Origin of the sequence: Catellatospora bangladeshensis, assembly GCF_016862575.1 — a bacterium.
GTDB classification, from domain to species: Bacteria; Actinomycetota; Actinomycetes; order Mycobacteriales; family Micromonosporaceae; genus Catellatospora; species Catellatospora bangladeshensis.
Window position 1 is genome coordinate 71,482 of sequence record NZ_BONF01000048.1, and the last position, 19,973, is coordinate 91,454.

General features: G+C 72.7%; 14 protein-coding genes. 4 read left to right on the forward strand and 10 right to left on the reverse strand.

Annotated elements, in window-relative coordinates:
* Positions 1-58: 58 nt before the first annotated feature.
* From Cba03nite_RS34405 to Cba03nite_RS34420, 4 genes are all read right to left on the reverse strand, one after another.
* The gene (locus tag Cba03nite_RS34405; protein ID WP_203755672.1) at positions 59-751 is read right to left on the reverse strand and encodes a lysophospholipid acyltransferase family protein; all 693 of its coding nucleotides are present in this window, start codon (positions 749-751) and stop codon (positions 59-61) included.
* A 264-nt stretch (positions 752-1,015) separates the two neighbouring features.
* Positions 1,016-4,132, reverse strand: coding sequence for an isoleucine--tRNA ligase (gene ileS, locus Cba03nite_RS34410; RefSeq protein ID WP_203755675.1), 3,117 nt, complete (start codon positions 4,130-4,132; stop codon positions 1,016-1,018).
* Between the two features lie 256 nt (positions 4,133-4,388).
* Positions 4,389-5,345 (reverse strand): terpene synthase family protein, encoded by a 957-nt coding sequence (locus tag Cba03nite_RS34415; RefSeq protein WP_203755678.1) that lies wholly within the window; start codon positions 5,343-5,345, stop codon positions 4,389-4,391.
* Positions 5,346-5,486: 141 nt separating this feature from the next.
* On the reverse strand, positions 5,487-6,620 hold the full coding sequence (locus tag Cba03nite_RS34420) for a Fic family protein (protein ID WP_203755681.1): 1,134 nt from the start codon (positions 6,618-6,620) through the stop codon (positions 5,487-5,489).
* 55 nt (positions 6,621-6,675) lie between these two features.
* Between Cba03nite_RS34420 and Cba03nite_RS34425 the strand changes: the two genes are divergently transcribed.
* Positions 6,676-7,665 (forward strand): helix-turn-helix domain-containing protein, encoded by a 990-nt coding sequence (locus Cba03nite_RS34425; RefSeq protein ID WP_203755683.1) that lies wholly within the window; start codon positions 6,676-6,678, stop codon positions 7,663-7,665.
* A 131-nt stretch (positions 7,666-7,796) separates the two neighbouring features.
* Positions 7,797-8,411 (forward strand): PASTA domain-containing protein, encoded by a 615-nt coding sequence (locus Cba03nite_RS40455; RefSeq protein ID WP_203755685.1) that lies wholly within the window; start codon positions 7,797-7,799, stop codon positions 8,409-8,411.
* Between the two features lie 69 nt (positions 8,412-8,480).
* Here the strand turns inward: Cba03nite_RS40455 and Cba03nite_RS34435 are convergent, their stop codons facing one another.
* Genes Cba03nite_RS34435 through ndk form a run of 3 tightly spaced genes read right to left on the reverse strand, consistent with a single transcriptional unit; the run spans position 8,481 to position 12,784 of the window.
* The gene (locus Cba03nite_RS34435) at positions 8,481-11,045 is read right to left on the reverse strand and encodes a hypothetical protein (RefSeq protein WP_203755688.1); all 2,565 of its coding nucleotides are present in this window, start codon (positions 11,043-11,045) and stop codon (positions 8,481-8,483) included.
* Positions 11,042-12,352: an SWIM zinc finger family protein gene (locus Cba03nite_RS34440; protein WP_203755690.1), complete on the reverse strand. Its 1,311-nt coding sequence runs from the start codon at positions 12,350-12,352 to the stop codon at positions 11,042-11,044. Before Cba03nite_RS34440 ends, Cba03nite_RS34435 begins: the two co-directional genes overlap by 4 nt.
* A gap of 21 nt (positions 12,353-12,373) precedes the next feature.
* Entirely contained in the window at positions 12,374-12,784 is a 411-nt protein-coding gene (gene ndk, locus Cba03nite_RS34445) for a nucleoside-diphosphate kinase (protein ID WP_203755692.1), read from the reverse strand.
* Positions 12,785-12,960: 176 nt separating this feature from the next.
* Between ndk and Cba03nite_RS34450 the strand changes: the two genes are divergently transcribed.
* Positions 12,961-14,316: a VOC family protein gene (locus Cba03nite_RS34450; RefSeq protein WP_203755694.1), complete on the forward strand. Its 1,356-nt coding sequence runs from the start codon at positions 12,961-12,963 to the stop codon at positions 14,314-14,316.
* Here Cba03nite_RS34450 and Cba03nite_RS34455 read toward each other — a convergent pair.
* The 3 genes from Cba03nite_RS34455 to Cba03nite_RS34465 all read right to left on the reverse strand — a co-directional run bounded on the left by Cba03nite_RS34455 (position 14,294) and on the right by Cba03nite_RS34465 (position 18,997).
* Positions 14,294-14,761, reverse strand: coding sequence for a DUF4233 domain-containing protein (locus Cba03nite_RS34455; RefSeq protein ID WP_239126231.1), 468 nt, complete (start codon positions 14,759-14,761; stop codon positions 14,294-14,296). The genes Cba03nite_RS34450 and Cba03nite_RS34455 overlap by 23 nt on opposite strands.
* A gap of 253 nt (positions 14,762-15,014) precedes the next feature.
* Positions 15,015-16,286, reverse strand: coding sequence for a bifunctional folylpolyglutamate synthase/dihydrofolate synthase (locus Cba03nite_RS34460; RefSeq protein WP_203755704.1), 1,272 nt, complete (start codon positions 16,284-16,286; stop codon positions 15,015-15,017).
* A gap of 86 nt (positions 16,287-16,372) precedes the next feature.
* The gene (locus Cba03nite_RS34465; RefSeq protein ID WP_203755707.1) at positions 16,373-18,997 is read right to left on the reverse strand and encodes a valine--tRNA ligase; all 2,625 of its coding nucleotides are present in this window, start codon (positions 18,995-18,997) and stop codon (positions 16,373-16,375) included.
* Between the two features lie 97 nt (positions 18,998-19,094).
* On the opposite strand from Cba03nite_RS34465, the gene Cba03nite_RS34470 reads away from it, so the two are divergent.
* Positions 19,095-19,802, forward strand: coding sequence for a hypothetical protein (locus Cba03nite_RS34470; RefSeq protein ID WP_203755696.1), 708 nt, complete (start codon positions 19,095-19,097; stop codon positions 19,800-19,802).
* The last annotated feature ends 171 nt before the right edge of the window (positions 19,803-19,973 follow it).

The window sequence follows — 19,973 nt, forward strand, 5'->3', positions numbered from 1 at the left end:
CGGGACGACCGGACCTCGGGCGAGTTCGCACCCGATGTCCGGTTTCGGCGTCGCCGCGCTACTCCTGCGGCTCGTCCGCCCTCTTCTTCGGAGCGTACCGGGGGACGTACTCCTGGCCGGTGAGCTGCTGGATGGCGGTCATCACCGTGTCGGTGACCTCGCGGGCGGCGGTGCTGGCGGACTCGGCGTCCTTCCAGGCGCCGACCTCGATCGGCTTGCCGAACTTCACGGTGACCTGGTTGGGCTTCAGCGACGGCAGCGCCTGGCCGATCGGCTGCACCTTGTCGGTGCCGATCATGCCGACCGGGATGATCGGCACGTCCGCGGCGAGCGCGAGCCGCGCCACGCCGGTCCGGCCGCGGTAGAGGCGCCCGTCGGGTGAGCGGGTGCCCTCGGGGTAGACGGCGACCAGGCCGCCCTCCTGGAGCACCGGGATGGCCGCGTCGAAGGCGCTCAGCGCGGCCCGGCCGCCGGAACGGTGCACCGGGATCGCGCCCAGGCCGCCCATCAGCGTGCGGAAGAACAGGCCGCTCACGCCGCTGCCGGTGAAGTAGTCCTCCTTGGCCCAGAAGGAGATGTGCCGGCCCACCGCGGAGCCGAGGAACAGCTCGTCGGCGACGGACAGGTGGTTGCCGGCGAAGATCGCGCCACCGGTGGCGGGGATGTGCTCCGCACCCTCGATCGTGGGGCGCCAGCCCAGCTTGATCGCGGGCGCCACCGTCCACAATCCGACCGTATAGAGCACCGGCACTTTCTGCCTCCACAGGGTATGAGCTAGCCGGCCGATGAGCTTACGGTAGTCCTCCCGGCAGGCCCATACCCCCGCAACAGTCGCCCAAACAGCGGGAGAATGCCATACTGCGCGCCCGCGCGACCCGGTCGCCGCTGCGCTGAACTGCTTGAATGCGTCCACGCAGCGAGCGGGGCGCCGCACCGTGCCGTTCGTCACGGCAGGGCGGCGCCCCGTTCGGCCTGCTCCGGCGGACCTGAGCCGCCGGTCAGCGGTGGACCGCCGTCAGCTGCGCGCCACGGCCACCGTGACCGTGCCGCCGTCGCCGACCTCACCGGCGAAGCCCGCCTCGACCGTGCCGAAGCTCACGCTGTCGGCGAGCGTCTCGGCGGCCAGGAACGCCTGGTGCTCGCGCACCGCCGCGGCCACCTCGTCCGGCGCGGCGACGGTCAGCGTGATCCGGTCGGTGATGGCCAGGTCCGCCTCGCGGCGCGCCTGCTGCACCACCCGGACCACGTCCCGGGCCAGGCCCTCGGCCTCCAGCGCCGGGGTGACCTCGGTGTCGAGCACGACCACGCCCGCGTCGCCGGGCAGCGGGGCGGAGTGCTCCGCGTCGGCGGCGACCAGCTTCAGCTCGTACTCGCCCTCCTGCAGGGTGACCCCGGCGGCCACCGGGGCGCCGTCGACCAGGGACCAGTCCCCCGCCTTGACCGCCTTGATGACCTGCTGCACGGAGCCGCCCACGCGCGGGCCGAGCACCCGCGGCACCACGTTGAGCACCTGCTCGCAGTGGCCGGTCAGGTCGTCGCTCAGCTCGACCGACTTCACGTTGACCTCGTCGGCGATCAGCTCGGCGAAGCCGCGCAGCGCGGACGCGTCCGGCGTGGCCACGGTCAGCGTGGTCAGCGGCAGCCGCACCCGCAGGCCCTTGGCCTTGCGCAGGGACAGCGCCGCCGAGCACACCTCGCGCACCCGGTCCATGGTGGCGACCAGGTCGTGGTCGGCCGGCAGCGCCGCCGCCTCCGGCCAGTCGGCCAGGTGCACCGAGCGCTCGCCGGTCAGGCCGCGCCAGATCTCCTCCGCGGTCAGCGGCGCCAGCGGCGCCACCACCCGGGCCAGCGTCTCCAGCACCGTGTACAGCGTGTCGAACGCCTCGGCGTCGCCCGCCCAGAAGCGGTCCCGGCTGCGGCGCACGTACCAGTTGGTCAGCGCGTCGAGATAGGTCCGCACCCCGGCGCAGGCAGCCGAGAGGTCGTACGCGTCCAGCTGCTCCGTCGTCGTCTCGACCAGCTCCCGGGTCTTGGCCAGCACGTAGCGGTCCAGCACGTGCGTGGAGTCGACCCGGCGCCGGGCGGTGTGCCCGGCCGCGTTGGCGTAGAGCGTGAAGAAGTAGTACACGTTCCACAGCGGCAGCAGCACCTGGCGCACCGAGTCCCGGATGCCCGCCTCGTTGACGGCCATGTCACCGCCGCGCAGCACCGGGGAGCTCATCAGCATCCAGCGCATGGCGTCGGCGCCGTAGCGGTCGAACATCTCGTAGACGTCCGGGTAGTTGCGCAGGCTCTTGGACATCTTGCGGCCGTCGCTGCCCTGCAGGATGCCGTGGCTGACGCAGCTGCGGAACGCCGGGCGGTCGAACAGCGCGGTGGCCAGCACGTGCATGGTGTAGAACCAGCCGCGCGTCTGTCCGATGTACTCGACGATGAAGTCGCCCGGGTAGTGGTCCTCGAACCACTCGGTGTTCTCGAACGGGTAGTGCACCTGGGCGAACGGCATCGAGCCGGACTCGAACCAGCAGTCCAGCACCTCCGGCACCCGGCGCATGACCGACTGCCCCGTCGGGTCGTCCGGGTTCGGCCGGGTCAGCTCGTCGACGTACGGGCGGTGCAGGTCGGTGACCTTCACCCCGAAGTCCGCCTCCAGCTGCGCCAGCGAGCCGTAGACGTCCACCCGCGGGTGGTTGGGGTCGTCGGAGACCCACACCGGGATCGGCGAGCCCCAGAACCGGTTCCGGCTGATCGACCAGTCGCGGGCGTTGGCCAGCCACTTGCCGAACGAGCCGTCCTTGACGTGCTCCGGGGTCCAGTTGATCTGCTGGTTCAGCTCCACCATGCGGTCGCGGAACGCGGTGACCTTCACGAACCAGCTCGACACCGCCTTGTAGACCAGCGGCGTGTCACACCGCCAGCAGTGCGGGTAGGAGTGGGTGTAGGTCTCGTGCCGCAGCACCACGCCGCGGTCCTTCAGCTCGCGGATGACCGCCTTGTTGGTGTCGAAGACCTGCTGGCCCTCGTACGCCGGCACCAGCGCGGTGAATCGCGCCCGCTCGTCCACCGTCACCACGGTCGGGATGCCCGCCGCGTTGCAGGTGTTCTGGTCGTCCTCACCGAAGGCCGGCGCGAGGTGCACCACCCCGGTGCCGTCCTCGGTGGTCACGAAGTCCGCCCCGAGCACCTGGAACGCGTTGTCCCCCGCGTGGTCCACCAGGAACGGGAACAGCGGCGTGTACCGCTTCCCGACCAGGTCGGCGCCCTTGACGGTGCCGGTGCGCTCGTAGCCTTCGAGCTCCTTGGCGTAGTACTCGACGCGCGCCGCGCCGAGCAGCAGCCTCTCGCCGTCCTTCTCCAGCACCGCGTAGTCGATGTCCGGGCCGACGGCCAGCGCCAGGTTGCTCGGCAGGGTCCACGGCGTGGTGGTCCACACCGCGACCTTCTCGCCGCTGTCGAGCTGGAACTTCACCGCCAGCGTCGGGTCCTGCCGGTCCTTGTAGACGTCGTCCATCCGGGTCTCGGTGTTGGACAGCGGCGTCTCGCAGCGCCAGCAGTACGCCAGCACCCGGAAGCCCTCGTACACCAGTCCCTTGTCGTACAACGTCTTGAAGGCCCACATGACGCTTTCCATGTAGTCCAGGTCGAGCGTCTTGTAGTCGTTGGCGAAGTCCACCCAGCGCGCCTGGCGGGTGACGTACCGCTCCCACTCGCTGGTGTAGCGCAGCACGGAGGTGCGGCAGGCCTCGTTGAACTCGGCCAGGCCCATGTCCAGGATCTCGGCCTTGGTGGTGATGCCGAGCTGCTTCTCCGCCTCCACCTCGGCCGGCATGCCGTGGGTGTCCCAGCCGAACCGGCGCTCCACCCGGCGCCCGCGCATGGTCTGGTAACGCGGCACCACGTCCTTGACGTAGCCGGTCAGCAGGTGGCCGTAGTGGGGCAGGCCGTTGGCGAACGGCGGGCCGTCGTAGAAGACGAACTCGTTCGACCCCTTCGCCCCGGCGTCGCGCTGCTCCACGCTGGCCGCGAAGGTCTTGTCCGCGGCCCAGAAGTCGAGCACGCGCCGCTCCAGCGCGGGCAGGTCCGGGCTCGCCGGGACGCCCTGCGCCGCGGCGTCGTGCAGTGGGTAAGCCATCGCGGGCTCCTCGTCACACTCGTCACTGTCGTCTCACAGTGCGAGGACGAGCCGTAGCCCGCGGTACCACCTCGCTTGCCCGCTCCCCGGAGTGCGGGAGCGAACCGCTCGTGTCGGCTGTGACGGGCCGTCCCGTCCGGTTCTACTGAGGCCGCGCTCTGCTGAGGCCGCGCGGCCCGTTCTTCCGGAGGCTCACCGGTGATGGCCGGGTCGATGCCTGTGCGCTCCAGGTTACCCGGACTCCCCCGGCCCCGGTCTACGGGGTTTCCGGCGCGCCGGACCGGTAGCGCCCGCTGACCAGCGTCCAGTCCAGGGTGCCGCGCACCGACCGGGCGACCCCGTCCAGGTGGCAGCGCACCGCCCCGTCGAACCGGGTCCCGAACGAGGGCACCCGCGCCCGCAGCGCCCCGAAGCCGTCCATCCGCTCCTGCCACATCGCCACCGCCGCCGGCACCGCCGCCTCGATCGGCAGGTCCCGCTCGCGCGCGATGGCCAGCACCAGGTTGTGCCCGCCCGCGGTGGCGATGTCCTTGTCCAGCGAGTACAGGTCGTTGAACCAGGACAGCAGGTCGTTGCCGGCCGTGCGCACCGCGCGCAGCGCCGGGTGGTGGTAGATCGCGTCGGGCAGCCGGGTGTGCGTGGCGAACTCGGTCAGCAGGTGTGAGATCTCGGCCGCCGACGCCACGCGGCGCAGCTCGACGTACTCCGCGACGCTCGGCTGCCGTCCGGCCGTCTTGTTCTCCGCCTCCTCGATCACCCCGTCGAGGTAGCGGGCCACCCCGTCGGTGAACCGTTCCTGCCAGGCGACGGGCATCTCGTCGCGCAGCGCGGCCCAGATCTCGGTCAGCATGGTCCGCGGCGGCCCGGTGAACAGCTCGGTCGGCCGGTGCGAGCCGTGCAGCAGGGCGAGCAGCTCGGTCACGTAACGCCGGGTGCGGCCCGGCTCCGGCGTCGCGGTGCCGTCGCAGGCGTCGTCGACCAGGTAGAACCAGGCGAAGATCATGCCGAGCAGGGCCAGGTCGGCGGGCTCCACATCGGGGAAGATGCGGCCCGCGTGGCCCGCGTACGCCTCGGCGGCCAGCCAGCGCCGCCCGTCGTCGTCGCTGATCAGGCCGCATTTGCGGGCCCAGCCGGTCAGCTCCCGCTCCGCCTCGGCGACGTGCGGGGACAGCCGGGGCGCGATGGGGCAGTCCACCGGGGGTATGGCGTACACGGCGTTCCTCCGTTCCGGGAGGCGGACGCACGGCGGCAGGGCACGCCGTCAGATCACGATGAGTTCACGATCCATTACAGGAGGTATGGAGATCGATGTCAATGCTTCGACGCCTGATCCTCACGAATTGGCATGATTCACTTATCGGCGGTACGGCTCACGCATCGGCTTGCGCACGGCGTCCATCGCGGCCAGGTGCGCCTCCCGTGCCGCGCCGTCGATCAGGTAGACCCTGGTCACCGCGTTGCCCTTCGGGCGCACCAGGCCATTCTTGACCAGCGCCTGCACGTCCCGGATGGCCTGGTCCCGGCTCAGCTCCTCGTCCCCCTGGTAGGTGGCCCGCCGCAGCTCGCCCAGCGCCGCCGCGTACAGCGCCGACACCACCCGCTCGGGCAGCCCCCGCTCGGCGGCCACCGCCTCCAGCTCCCGCCACAACCGCACCGTGTAGTCCACCCGCCGCTGCACCAGCTGCGCCTGCTTGTGATGCGCGGTGAGCGCGAACCGCAGCCACGGCCGGGCATCGCGCTCCGGCTGGTAGAAGCCGCCCTGTGTGTCCTGCAAAGCCTGGTAGTACTGCACGGTGTGCACCTTGTCGCCGAGCCACTGCTCGATCGAGGAGAACTCCGGCGCGAGCACCCCGTCCCTGGCCAGCACGAGCGTGTGCAGGCAGCGGCCCATCCGCCCGTTGCCGTCCCGCCAGGGGTGGATGCAGACCAGGTTGAGGTGCGCCATGGCGGCGCGCACCAGCGCGGGCTGGTCTTGATCGCCGTCGTTGAGCCACTCCACCAGCTCGCCCATCAGGCCCGGCACCCGGTCGGCGTCCGGGCCGGTGTAGGCGGGCTCCAGCGGGTCGCTGCCGGTGACGTAGATGCCGCCGACGCGGTAGCGGCCCGGCCACTTGCCCGGGTTGTACTTCACGATCATGAAGTGCAGCGCGGCGAGCAGCATCTCGCCGTAGCTGAAGTTGGCCATCTGCGGCGTCTGCTGCACGAACGTCATCGCGTCGCGGTAGCCGAGGATGGCCTGCTGGGTGCCCTCGTCCACGTCGGCGGACAGCGTCTGGCCCTCCACCGCGGCCCGCGCGTCGGCCATGCTGACCGTGATCTGCTCGATGGTGTTGGAGCCCTGCAGAGCGGCGGCGAACAGCTCGCGCCGCAGCTGCCCGGTCCAGTGCGGCCGGGCCCGCACGTGCAGCTGTAGATCGGACTGCAGTTGGGCGATCTCAGCGAGCACGCGGAGGTCGTCGGCGTCCAGTTTCGGGGTCTGCAGGAGCATCCCACCATGCTACTAGTCCTGTCGCATCGTTGCGGAACGCTGTTACCGTCTATCCGTGTTGCGGATCGAACTCGACGAGGCGACCCTGTCCCGCACCCGCATCGCGATCTCCCCGCTCTGGGAGACCGTCTGCGCCCTCTCCCTGCTCGGCAAGCCCGCGCCCGCGCCGTGGCCGTACACCGTCTGGGCCGCCAACGCGCGCCGGGTGCTGGACGCCCGGCCCGCCGACGACCCGCTGCGCCTGTACGTCGACATCGGCGGCGGCTTCCCCGACTGCCTGCTGCCGGTGCCCGCCGCCCACGCCACCATCGCCGACGAGCTCGCGCGGATCCGCGACACCCCGGCCGACCTCGCCCTCGCGCAGTACGCCGCCCACTTCACGGACGGTATGCCGGAGCTGCACCGGCCGTTCGTCACGGACACCCGGGCCGCGTTCGCCCGGGTCGCCGACAGCCTGGCCGCGTTCTGGCGGGACGCCATGGCGCCGTACTGGCCCGCCATGCGCACCGCGCTGGAGGAGGAGGTGCTGCACCGGGCCCGCCTGCTGGCCGCCGAAGGGCCCGACGCGCTGCTGTCCGATCTGCACGAACGGGTCACCTGGCAGCGCCCGGTGCTCACGCTGCACAAGCTCAGCGACTTCACGGTGCGGGCGACGGACAAGCGGCTGCTGCTGGTGCCGGTGCTGTTCTCGCACGGCATGCTCGCCTGCAGCACGGACGACCCCGAGGTCATCGCGGTGACGTACGCCGCGCGCGGCAACGCGGTGCTGGCCGGTGGCGCCGGACACACCGCGCGGGAATCCGACAGTGATCGGCTCGCGCTGCTGCTGGGCCGGGGGCGCACCACGATCCTGCGCTCGCTGACCGTGCCGGCCACCACCGCGGGCCTCGCCGCGACCCTGGGGCTGGCCCCCAGCACCGTGTCCGAACACCTGTCCGTGCTGGTGGAAGCCGGTGTCGCCCACCGGCACCGGGTCGGCCGGCAGGTGCTCTACGGGCTGGAGCCCGCCGGGCTGGCCCTGGTGTCCCTGGTCTCGCCGGGCTGACGGCTGACCGTTCGGTGAGTGGTGTCGCTACCCCCGGTCTAGTGACCGGAGGCGTCGCCGGCCCCATCATGACCGATGTTTGCATACGTGCTGCTGCGTGAGTACACATCGGATATCGAGAGGCACCTGACGTGTCAGACCCCGACGACAACCCCTATTCCGGCCCGACGCCCCCGCCCTCCGACGACAAGGACAAGGACGGCGAGTACCAGCCGGCACACGGCGCGGACGACAAGGACAAGGACGACGACAAGGGCGGCCGCAAGCGCTGGCTGCTCCTGCTGCTGCTCCTGCTCCTGATCCTCCTGCTGCTGCTGTGCGGCGGGTTCGCCTACATGAAGTGGTGGCAGAAGAGCGAGCCGGACCCGGCCGCATCGCCGTCCGTGGCGGCCACCGCCTCCGCGGCCGTCCCGGCCAGCCCCAGCGCCGCCACCGACCCGAGCGCCGCCGCGAGCCCGACGGCCGCGGCCAGCCCCAGTGCCGCCGCGTCGCCGACGGCCGCGCCGAGCCCCAAGCCGGTGCTGCTGACCGTGCCCAACGTGGTCGGCAAGAAGGCCGAGGAGGCCGAGAAGATCCTGGCCGACGCGGGCTTCACCAACGTGAGGTTCGTCGGTGACGACGGCAAGGAGCTGACCCTGCTGGTCAGCTGGAAGGTCGTCAAGCAGTCGGTGAAGGCGGGCAGCAAGGTCGCCGCCGACACCGAGATCGTGCTCACCAACGAGTCGGTGAGCAACGGCAAGGGCTGATCCACCCGAAGGAAGGGCACCTTCTTAACGCTATGCGTTGTAGAAGGTGCCCTTCTTAACGTCTCCACTTCACGCGGCCAGCGCCGCCTGCAGCTCGCGGGCCGCGGCGACCAGGCGGCTCGATCCGCCCCGGGCCGCCACCGCCGCCAGCTCGGGCGGCAGGCCGGACGCGCCGGACGCGCGGGCGCACCGGGCCGCCACGGCCATCAGGTCGGCGGTGCCGGAACGGGCCTTGTCCAAGCCGGACAGCGGCACCAGCGCCGCCGCCGCGGTCTGCCACACCGCCGACACCGCACCGGCGGCCGCCGCGTCGTCGAGGGCGGACGCGACGCGGTTCACCTTCAGCACCCCGGCGGCGGCCAGCTCGCCCAGCTCCCGGCCCAGCACGGCACCGTCCAGGTCGCCGGTCGCGGCCAGGCCGAGCAGTCCGTCCACCGCACCCACCCGGTCCGCGGCGGAGCGGGCCGCCAGGCCGTACGCCAGCGCCAGGTGCACCGCCGGGCCGGCCGGTCCGCCGCCCTCGGCGAGCTGCGCCAGCAGCACCCCGCCGCCCTCGTGGTCCAGGTCGGCGAGCGCCGCGAGCGACGGCAGCGCGGCGGCGGCCACCACCTCGCGGTGCGACGGCAGCGCGGCCGTCCACTGCTCGGGCGCCTCGATCGCGGCGGGCGCCCAGACCGGCCGGTCGCCCCGCGACACCGTCAGCAGCTCCCGCATCAGCGTGCTGACGTGCTCCGGCGGCTCGACGGCGACGACCCGGCGCAGCGCCGGCTGGCGCTCCCAGGAGTAGCGCGGCGGCTTGCCGTCCGGGGTCTGCTCCTGCCGCCGCGACACCGGGTCGGGCACCGGCCCGCTGATCCAGTGCGCGAAGGCCGCCCCGGCGGGCGAGCGCAGCCGCAGGGCGGCGGCGGCCACCGCCCGGTCCACCTCGCGCGGCAGGCGCAGCAGGGCCTGGTCCAGGTCGGCGGCCCACGGCTGCCAGCCGTCGTGCTCGGCCTGCTCCAGCCGCCGCAGCAGCACCTCCGGCTCGAGCCGGCCGTTGGCGTGGGTGGGGGTGGCCATCAGCACCGGCGCGGGGCGGCGGCCCAGCTGCACCGACATCTCGGCCAGCCGCACCGCGAGCACCAGGTGCAGCCCGTTGCCGTGCACGCGGAGCTGGTGCAGCTGCCGCACCGGCACCGCGCCGTCGGCCCGGAACACGTCGGCCAGCTGCCGCCACCGCGCCGACCGGCCGGGCGCGACGACGACCGTGAGCAGCAGCTCCCTCAGCTGCTCGGCGAGCCTGCCCCAGCCCGGGTGGTTGCCGTCGACCAGGGGGCGTACGGCGCGGGCCAGCGCGTCCTGGTCGTGCACGCGCCAGTGCGCGATCCCGGCCAGCACCCGCTCCACGGTCGGCACCGACCAGTCGCCGGCGAGCATCGCCGACAGCTCCTCGGTCACCTGCGGCAGCCCGTCCAGCGGCGGGCCGAGCGGCGCGGGCGCCGGCACGGGCAGCGCCACCGGCACGGGCAGCGCCTCCGGCTGCGGCGGCGCGAGCAGCTCCGTGATCTCCCCGGCGTGCTCCGGGCGGCGGCGCGCGGCCCGGCGCAGCCACGCGGTCTGGGTCTTCACCAGGATCTTCTCGGGCCGGGCGAGCGCCGCCGCGGCGACGTCGCGCACGGTGTCCCAGCCCAGCAGCCCGGCCTCGTCGGCGTCGCGCAGCGCGCGCTGCGCCATGCCCGCCACGGTCGGGTTGCCGCCCTCCACCAGCCGTACGTAGTCCGCGGCGGCCGGGGCGACCTCGGCCGGGGCGGGCTTCAGCTCGTCGTGCATCCGCAGGTAACCGCGCAGCTCGCCGGGCCGCCCGCCGCGCAGCAGCCGGGCCCGGCACCCGTCGAGCAGCCGCGCCCGCACCGCCGGGTCCGCCTCGCCCAGCCGCATCAGCGCGGGCAGGAAGCCCCTGTTGCCGTAGTTGTAGTCCAGCCGCGAGCCGAGCCGGTCGTGGGTGAACAGCAGGGGCAGCAGCAGCGCGGTGTACGGCCCGTCGCGCAGCTCCGCGTCGGGGTCGGCGGACTCGCGCACCCGGTCGATCCAGCCGGCCACGAACTGCTCGGTGGCCGGTGGCTCGCCGCCGCCCGCCAGGGCCAGCGCGTACACCAGCGGCCAGTTGCCGCCCTGCTCCGCGGGCAGCTTCGCGGCCAGCAGGTGCGCCAGCTCGCCGATCCACGGCACCGCGCGAAGGCGCAGCACCTCGACCACCGGCGCCGGGTCGGCGTTGGCGAACGTCCACGACATGTCGCCCCGGTTCAGTGCCGCCGCGGCCTTCTTCGCGGTGGAGGCGCACCCGGCCAGCGCGACCGCGTAGGTCACGTTGCGGTGCTCCCACACCCGCCAGTCACGCCACTGCGGGTTCTCCTTGCGGTGCACGGCGACGTAGTCGAACGCGGCGCGCCGCTGCTTCTCGTCGGCGGCGCGCACCCAGTCGAGCACCCGCTGCGCCGACGGCGTGTCCAGCGCCCGCCGCAGCCCCTTCCACCGCTCCGCCGCGTCCTGCCCACCGCTGCCCGGCACGCGGCCGCCGTCCGCCCGCTCGCGGGCCGGGTCGCCGTCGGCTCCGGTCACGGCCGGCGCACTCCCGACGGCCACCGCGCCGGTCATGACGGCGTCCCGGTGAGCGTCACGGCCAGCTGGTGGCGGCACGGGCCGCGATCGCCGCGGTGCTTGGCCCACCAGGGGCAGGTGCACCCGGCGGGCGCTCCCTCGGCCAGGCGCACCTGGTAGGCCGCGCCGGTGCCGCGTACCACGGCGAGATCCGCGGTGAGGGTGACCGCGCCCGCCTCGACCAGGGCCCGCGCCCCGGCCAGGCGCGGGTTGAGCTTCTCCGCGGCGGCGGGGAACGGCATCACGCGGTGGAAGTAGGTCGCCTCGGCCGCGTCGTAGCCGACCCGGCCCGCCGTGCCGAGCAGCGCCAGCCCGGAGCGGACCTGCTCCGGAGCCAGGCCGGTGGCCACGGCCAGCGCGTCGGCGTCGAGGGTGGGCGCCTGCGCCAGCACCTCGCTGATCCGGTCGGCGGCGTCGGCGACGTCGTCGGCGGCCAGCGCGGCCAGCACCGCGCCCTCGCCGGAGAAGCCCCGGTACGGCTCCGGCGACAGGGTCAGCGACAGCCGCAGCGTCGGGGTGGCCAGCTCCCAGACCGAGGCCACCGGGCCGCTGCCGGGGCGCACGGCCGGGCCGTACACGGTCAGCGTGCCCGCGTGCCGCACCAGCGCACGCAGCGCGCCCAGCCGGTCGGTGCCGGTGAGGCAGACCGCGCCGGGCACCGGGCGGGAGGTCAGCCGCAGGCCGCGCCCGGCGGGCACCACCCACAGCGTGCCGCGGTCCTTCGGCAGGCGGCGCAGGAAGTCCGCGGCCTGCGCGGCGTCGACCCGCAGCCGCGGCTCCATGCCCGCCGTGATCGCGTGCACCTGGGCGAAGCCGCGCAGCCACCGGCCGGGCAGCGGCACCTTGCGCTCGACCACGGTGCCGTCCATCGTGGACACGGTCAGGTCCTGCGGGCCGACCGCCAGGTGCAGCGGGTCGAGCCCGCCGACCCGGGCCAGCGCGAGCTGCAGCGGCACGTTGACGTCCACATTGGTGGTGCCGTGCTCCGGCCGCTCACCGTCCAGGCCGGACGGCAGCACGTCCATCCGCGCGTACACGCCGCAGCAGCCGCTGAACGACTCGAAGCGCAGCATGTCGTCGCTGCCGGTGACCACGGGGTCCAGGCTGGCCCAGTCGGTGCGCTGGTAGTAGCGCGCACGGGCGACCTCGGCTACGGCCAGCAGCCCCAGCGCGACCGTCTGCGGCGTGGTCATGAAGCCGTCGAAGAACCGGGGATGCGTCCCGCACCCGCCGGACGTCTGCAGATCGAGGCCCCCCGCGGTGAGCGCGGAGGACCTCGCGTACGAATAGGTGGCTACCGACATGGCGGCCACCGTAGGAAGGGGCTACGACAGTTCCGGGAACCAGAGCTTGATCTCGCGCTCGGCCGACTCGGTGGAGTCGGAGGCGTGCACCAGGTTCTCCCGGTTGGACAGGGACAGGTCGCCGCGGATGGTGCCCGCGGCCGCCGCCCGGCCGTCGGTCGCGCCGACCAGGGCGCGGATCACGGCGATCGCCTGGTCGCCGGAGACGATCGCGGCCACCAGCGGGCCGGACGTCATGAAGTCCTTCAGCGGCGGGTAGAACGGCTTCTCGACGTGCTCGGCGTAGTGCGCGTCGGCGAGGTCGGCGTCCATCGTGCGCAGCACCAGCGCGTCCAGGGCCAGCCCCTTGCGCTCGAAACGGCCGATGATCTCCCCGACCAGGCCGCGACGCACCGCGTCCGGCTTGATCAGCACGAGCGAACGTTCCGCCACGAACTTCCTCCTTGAAGGCGACACATGTCCTCACCTGCGGCGATGCGAGGTGGGTTCACCAGCCTACCCGGCGGCACTTTTCTCGATCGACGGACCCGCCTAAGGTCATGGATTGAAGACACAGCGTCGCGGGGATACGGCGCGCTGTGGTCGCACCAGCGCTCGGGGAGGACGCGTTGGCACGGTTGGGGCGTAAACCGGTCCGGCCCGGCCGGGTGACCACCGCCGTGTGCCTCGGCGCGCTGGGTCTGTTCGTCATCTCGATGGCCGCCGGGCTGGGCAGCTGGCCGCTGGGCGCGGTCGGCGCGGCCATGGTCGTGGTCGGCGTAGCCCTGCTCACCACCGCCTCGATGCTCGGCGCGGACAAGGCGTACGTGGCCGGCACGGTGCACGTGGTCAAGGTGTCCGAGCCGCCGCTGAGCGCCGAGTACGGCCGCTGCGAGATGCAGGTGCTGGTGGACGCGCCGGGACACCCCGGCCAGACCGTGGTCATGAACGACCCCCGGGTGCCGGTGCTGAAGTGGCCCGACGCCGGTGACACGCTGCCCGCGCTGGTCTCCGTCGCCGACGCGCGGCGCATCAGGATCCAGTGGGACCGGGTGGCCACCCACGGCGAGCGCTTCGAGCAGGCGTACGAGGACGGCGAGCCGTTCCACGACCCCGACGAGGACTACTACGACGACGACCCGCACTACGCGGACGGCCACGACGACCACGACCTCGGGCACCCCGGCGACGACACCTACGCCGGCTACCGCGACGACGACCCGATCGACCTGGACGCCGTACGCGTGGACGACCCGCTGCCCCGGCGGCCCAGCCCGAGCCCGCACCGGCGCCCCTCCCCCACCCCGCCACGGGACGAGCCCGCGCAGGTCGCGGTGCTGGAAGGCGAGCTGTACGGCGCCGACATGCCGTCGCCGCGCACCCCGATGGACGCGGAGTCGCCCGACTTCGACTCGATCAACCTGATCGACTTCGCCGGTGTGCCGGAGCCGGCCGCGCCGCTCGTGTCGGACACGATCACCCGGCAGGTGCCGCTGTCCGACCCGGTGGCGACCCCGATGCCGGCCGCGCCCGCGGCGGTCGCCGACCCGGTCGCGCCCGCCACCCGGCTCGACGACGTGCTGGTCGCCGCACCCCCGGCCCGGCCGGCCGTGGCCGGCTCCATCCAGGGCGTCGGCATCACCCTGCTGGTCACCGACCTGGCCCGGTCCCGCGCCTTCTACCACGACCTGCTCGGCTTCTACGAGGTCGACGGCGGGCAGGGCAACGTCGTGCTCGCCTCCGGCGACACCCGGCTGGTGCTGCGTACGGCGCAGGAGCTGACCCCGGTCAACCGGCGCCACATCCACCTGAACCTGGAGGTCGGCGACGTCGACGCGGTCTACCGGGAGCTGAAGGTGCGCGGCGTGAAGTTCACCTACGCCCCGCGCGTGGTCAACCACGGCGAGCGCCTGGAGCTGTGGGCCGCCTCGTTCCGTGACCCCGACGGCCACGGCATCGCCATCATCGAGTGGAAGGCCCGGTGATCGTGCGGCGGGCGTAGAGCACGTACACCCAGACCAGCCCGAAGATCACGCCGACCACGGCGAACGCCCAGTGCACGAAGCCCAGCGCGATCAGCACGACCTGGAACACCGACACCGCCCACCAGCCCCACGGGTGGCGCAGCGTGGCCGACAGCGCCACGCAGACCACCACCGCGATCAGCGCCAGGGTCATCGCCAGCGTGCTGCCCCCCGGCGGCCGCAGCACCCAGATCGGCAGCAGCGCCAGCAGCAGCACCAGCGCCTCCATCACCAGCGCGCCCGCGCCCAGCCCACGCACCGCGCGGGTCGGGTTGCGCAGGCCGCTCGGCTTGCCGCCCAGGCTCAGGTGTACGTCCCGCTCCGGCGCCTCGCCGGGGCCATGGCCCGCCGGGCCTTCCGGCGCCGCGCCCGCCGCCGCCTCACTCGGGTTGCCGTTCCTGCTCACGCCCGCTCCTCGCTTACACCCGGCCCCGGTCCGGGGCTTGACCCCGTCCCAGGGCTTGGCCCGCCCGGGGCTTGGTCCCGGCCGGGGCTTGGTCCCGGCCGGGGGCTTGATCGCTGTCTCGTGTCAGAAAGTGAGGCTGGACCGCACTATTCGACACGAAACAGCGATCTTGTCGCGGCCGCGCCGTTTACCGCCTGCGGCGGGTCGGCACGAGCCGCTGTGGCCGACTAACTCAGATCCTCGCCGGGACGGGTCATCGTTGCAGCATTTTGCGTGCGTCCGCGACGGTGACCACGGAGCCGGTGATCAGGACCCCGACGCCGCTGATGCCGGCGTCGACGTCCTGCTCGGCCAGAGCCACCGCAGCCTCGATCGCGTCCGGCAGCTCGGTGTGCACGTGCACCCGGTCCTCGCCGAACACGTCCCGGGCCAGCTCGCCGAGCTGCTCGGCGGGCAGCGCCCGGGGCGAGGAGTTCCGCGTGCACACGATCTCGTCGGCCACCGGCTCCAGCTGCTCCAGCACGCCGGTCACGTCCTTGTCGCCGAGCACGCCCACCACGGCGACCAGCCGCCGGAAGGCGAACTCCTCGGTCAGCGCCTGCACCGTGGCGGCCATGCCGTGCGGGTTGTGGGCGGCGTCGACCAGCACGGTCGGCGCGCTGCGCACCCGCTCCAGCCGCCCCGGCGAGCTGGCCGAGGCGAACCCCTCCCGGACCAGGTCCAGCTCCAGCTGCCGGTGCTTGCCCGCGCCGAGGAACGCCTCCACCGCGGCCAGCGCGACCGCCGCGTTCTGCGCCTGGTGCGCGCCGTGCAACGGGAGGAAGATCTCGTCGTACACCCCGCCCAGGCCCTGCAGCGTCAGCACCTGCCCGCCCAGGGCGAGGTTGCGATCGACCACGCCGAACTCGCTGCCCTCGCGGGCGATCGTGGCGCCGACCTCGGCGCAGCGCTCCAGGATCGGCTCCATCGCCTCCTCCGGCTGCGCGGCGCAGATCAGCGTGGCGCCCTCGTGCACGATGCCGGACTTGGCCAGCGCGATGTCCTCGATCGTGTCGCCGAGCCACTCGGTGTGGTCCAGCCCGATCGGCGTGATCACCGCGACGCCCGCCTGGAGCACGTTGGTCGCGTCCTCCGCGCCGCCCAGGCCCACCTCGACCACGGCCACGTCCACCGGCGCGTCGGCGAACGTCGCGAACGCCAGCGCGGTGGTCATGTCGAAGTAGGTCAGCGGCTCGTCGTTGCGCGCGTCCAGCAGCTCCGCGACCGGTCCCACCTCCCGGTACACCGCGACGAAACGGTCCTCGTCGACCGGCTGCCCGTCCAGGCTGATCCGCTCGCGCACCGTCTCCAGGTGCGGGCTGGTGTAGCGGCCGGTGTGCAGGCCGTGCGCGCGCAGCAGGCTGTCGATCATCCGGGCCGTGGAGGTCTTGCCGTTGGTGCCGGTCAGGTGGATCGACGGGTACGCCCGCTGCGGGCTGCCCAGCACGTCGAGCAGCTCCTCGATGCGCCCCAGGTCGAACACCATCCGGGTGAAGCCGCGCCGGTCCAGCGCGGCCTCCACCTCGGCGTACGTAACATCCTGCCCGTCTTGGCCGGAAAGGCTCACGAATGTCACCCTAGCTGTGCGAGCGCCGCGTCGATGCGGGTCAGGTCGGCCTCGGCCGTGGCCAGCCGCTCGCGCAGCTTGCCCACCACCTGCTCCGGTGCCTTGGCCAGGAAGCCCTCGTTGCCCAGCTTCGCCGTGGCCTGCGAGATCTCCTTCTCTGCGGCGGCCCGGTCCTTGGTCAGGCGGGCCCGCTCGGCGGCCACGTCGATGCTGCCCCGGGTGTCCAGGGAGACCGTCACGCCGCCCGCGACCGCGATGGTGCCCGTCGCGGTGAAGCCGTCGCCCGGCACGTCCAGCCGCGCCAGGAAGCGCATCAGCGGCTCGTGCGCGGCGATGCCCGCACCGGCCAGCCCGTCCAGCGCCGCCGCCACCCGCTGCCCCGGCTTGAGGCCCTGGTCGGCCCGGAACCGGCGCACCTCGGTGACGACCCGCTGCAGCGTCTCCAGCTCCGCCTCGGCCGCGTCGTCGATCAGCGCCGGGTCGGCGGCCGGCCAGGCGGCCACGGTCAGCGACGCATCGCCCTCAGCCTTGGTCAGCGCGCACCACAGCTCGTCGGTGACGAACGGGATCACCGGGTGCAGCAGCCGCAGCAGCTGGTCCAGCACGTGCCCTAGCACCCGGCGGGTGCGGTCGGCCGCGGCCTGGTCCTCGCCGGTCAGCACCGGCTTGGCCAGCTCCACGTACCAGTCGCAGACGTCGTCCCAGGCGAAGTGGAACAGGCTGTCGCAGACCTTCGCGAACTCGTACGCCTCGAAGTGCTCGTCGACCTCGGCGATGGTGTGCTGCAGGCGGGACAGGATCCAGCGGTCGATCGACGACAGCTCGGTCGGCAGGTCCCCGTCGGTGTGCGCGCCGTTGATCAGCGCGAACCGGGTCGCGTTCCAGAGCTTGTTGCAGAAGTTGCGCGAGCCCTGGCACCACTCCTCGCTGACCGGCACGTCCGAGCCCGGGTTCGCGCCGCGGGCCAGGGTGAACCGGGTCGCGTCGGCGCCGAAGCGCTCGATCCAGTCCAGCGGGTCGACCACGTTGCCGAACGACTTGCTCATCTTCTTGCCGTACTGGTCGCGCACCATGCCGTGCAGCGCGACGATGTCGAACGGCTGCTTTCCGTCCATCGCGTACAGGCCGAACATCATCATCCGGGCGACCCAGAAGAACAGGATGTCGTAGCCGGTCACCAGCACGCTGGTCGGGTAGAACTTCGACAGGTCGGCGGTCTGCTCCGGCCAGCCCAGCGTCGAGAACGGCCACAGCGCCGACGAGAACCACGTGTCCAGCACGTCCTCGTCCTGGCGCCAGCCCTCACCGGTCGGCACCTCGTCGTCGGGGCCGACGCAGACGACCTCGCCGTCCGGGCCGTACCAGACCGGGATCCGGTGGCCCCACCACAGCTGGCGCGAGATGCACCAGTCGTGCATGTTGTCCACCCAGGCGAAGTAACGCTTGGACAGCTCGGCCGGCTCGATCCGGGTGCGCCCGTCGCGCACCGCGTCCCCGGCCGCCTTGGCCAGCGGGCCGGTGTTGACGAACCACTGCAGCGACAACCGCGGCTCCACCGTCGTCTTGCAGCGCGAGCAGTGCCCCACCGCGTGCACGTACGGCCGCTTCTCCGCCACGATCAGCCCCAGCTCACGCAGCGCGGCGACCACGGCCGGACGCGCCTCGTAGCGGTCCAGGCCCTGGAACGGCCCGTGCACCGTGATGATCGCGCGCTCGTCCATCATCGTGATCGACGGCAGGTTGTGCCGCTGGCCGATCTCGAAGTCGTTCGGGTCGTGCGCCGGGGTCACCTTCACACAGCCGGTGCCGAACGCCGGGTCCACGTGCGCGTCGCCCACGATCGGGATGCGCCGGCCGGTCAGCGGCAGCTCCACCTCGGTGCCGATGAGGTGCTTGTAGCGCTCGTCGTCCGGGTGCACCGCGACCGCCGTGTCGCCCAGCATCGTCTCCGCGCGGGTGGTGGCGACCACGATCTCGTCGGAGTACCGGATCGAGACCAGCTCGCCCTCGTCGTCGGTGTGCTCCACCTCGATGTCGCTCAGCGCGGTCAGGCAGCGCGGGCACCAGTTGATGATGCGCTCGGCGCGGTAGATCAGGTCGTCGTCGTACAGCTTCTTGAAGATGGTCTGCACGGCCCGGGACAGGCCCTCGTCCATCGTGAAGCGCTCGCGCGACCAGTCCACCGAGTCGCCCAGGCGCTTCATCTGGCCCAGGATCGCCCCGCCCGACTCCGCCTTCCACTGCCACACCCGGTCCACGAACGTCTCGCGGCCCAGGTCGTGACGCGACAGACCCTCCGCGGCGAGCTTGCGCTCCACCACGTTCTGCGTCGCGATGCCAGCATGGTCCATGCCCGGCAGCCACAGCGCCTCGAAGCCCTGCATCCGCTTACGCCGGATCAGCGAGTCCTGAATGGTGTGGTCCAGCGCGTGGCCCACGTGCAGCGAACCCGTCACGTTCGGCGGCGGGATCACGATGGCGAACGGCGGCTTGTCGCTCTTCGCGTCGGCGCTGAAGTGACCGGCGGATACCCACTGCGCATACCGCCGCTGCTCTACCTCGCCCGGCGTGTACGCGGCGGCGAGTTCGGCGGACTGCGTGGCGCGCGCTTCGCGCGGCGGCTGGCTCAGATCGGTCACCCGCCAAGTCTACGAAGCGCCGACGGATCCCCCGCTGGCAGGCCGCCGCTTGCTAGGCTCCGCGAGTCGGCGGAAGGGTTGTGGTCACATGGCAGAGCAGGACGAGGCGGTACGCCCCGAGGCAGGCGCGGCGGAGGACATCCCGCAGTACGCGCGCCCCGCGGTGCGGCTCATCCCCGCCGCGGAACCGGCCTTCGAAGACGACGAGGACGAGGCCGCCGCGCGGAGCAAGCGCCGCCGCATCATGCTCACCGCGATGGCCGTGCTCGGCGCGGGCGCGATCGCCGCCGCGTTCACCCTCGGCCCGACGCTGTGGCGCATCAGCCAGCAGAGCGACGCCGTGCTCACCATGCCCGAGAAGATCGACTCGTACGTGCGCGACGACAGCCCCGCGGCCAAGGACACCGCCGGCTACCTGCTGACCGCGCTCGCCGCCGACATCGAGCTGGACACCACGGCGTCCGCGATCTACACCGACCCCGCGCAGGGCACCCCGAAGAGCATCATGCTGTTCGGCGGCACCACCACCATGTTCAGCCCCGAACGGGACCTGGAGACGGTGCTGCGCCTGATGGACGACGAGACCGGCAGCGTCACCGGCCTGAAGGACTACGAGCCCGGCGACCTCGGCGGCGTCCTCAAGTGCGGCGCCTCCGACGGCCCCGAGGGCGCGCTCGCCGTATGCGGCTGGGCCGACCACGGCAGCATCGCCCTGGCCCTCTTCCCCGGCCGCACCCCCGCCGAAGCCGCTCCCCTAATGACCACCCTCCGCACCGCCACCCTAACCCGCCCCTAACCCCACCCCACCCCCACTTCCCTCGCCGCTTCCCTCGCGTCGATCATGAACTTATGGGCGTGTTCGACGGCGTGTCGCGCCCACGGCACCGTGATCGACTCCCTGGGGCGCCGCTGCGGGACGGTTGATCGCGTTCTCGTGTCGCAACCTGGGCTCTGACCACAGCTTTGG

What these genes read in the sequence shown, in the direction of transcription:
- ileS (WP_203755675.1), bottom strand. Translation starts at nt 4,132, where the DNA reads ATGGCTTACCCACTGCACGACGCCGCGGCGCAGGGCGTCCCGGCGAGC.
- Cba03nite_RS34420 (WP_203755681.1), bottom strand. Translation starts at nt 6,620, where the DNA reads ATGCTCCTGCAGACCCCGAAACTGGACGCCGACGACCTCCGCGTGCTC.
- Cba03nite_RS34435 (WP_203755688.1), bottom strand. Translation starts at nt 11,045, where the DNA reads ATGACCGGCGCGGTGGCCGTCGGGAGTGCGCCGGCCGTGACCGGAGCC.
- Cba03nite_RS34440 (WP_203755690.1), bottom strand. Translation starts at nt 12,352, where the DNA reads ATGTCGGTAGCCACCTATTCGTACGCGAGGTCCTCCGCGCTCACCGCG.
- Cba03nite_RS34460 (WP_203755704.1), bottom strand. Translation starts at nt 16,286, where the DNA reads ATGGTGTTCGACCTGGGGCGCATCGAGGAGCTGCTCGACGTGCTGGGC.
- Cba03nite_RS34470 (WP_203755696.1), top strand. Translation starts at nt 19,095, where the DNA reads ATGGCAGAGCAGGACGAGGCGGTACGCCCCGAGGCAGGCGCGGCGGAG.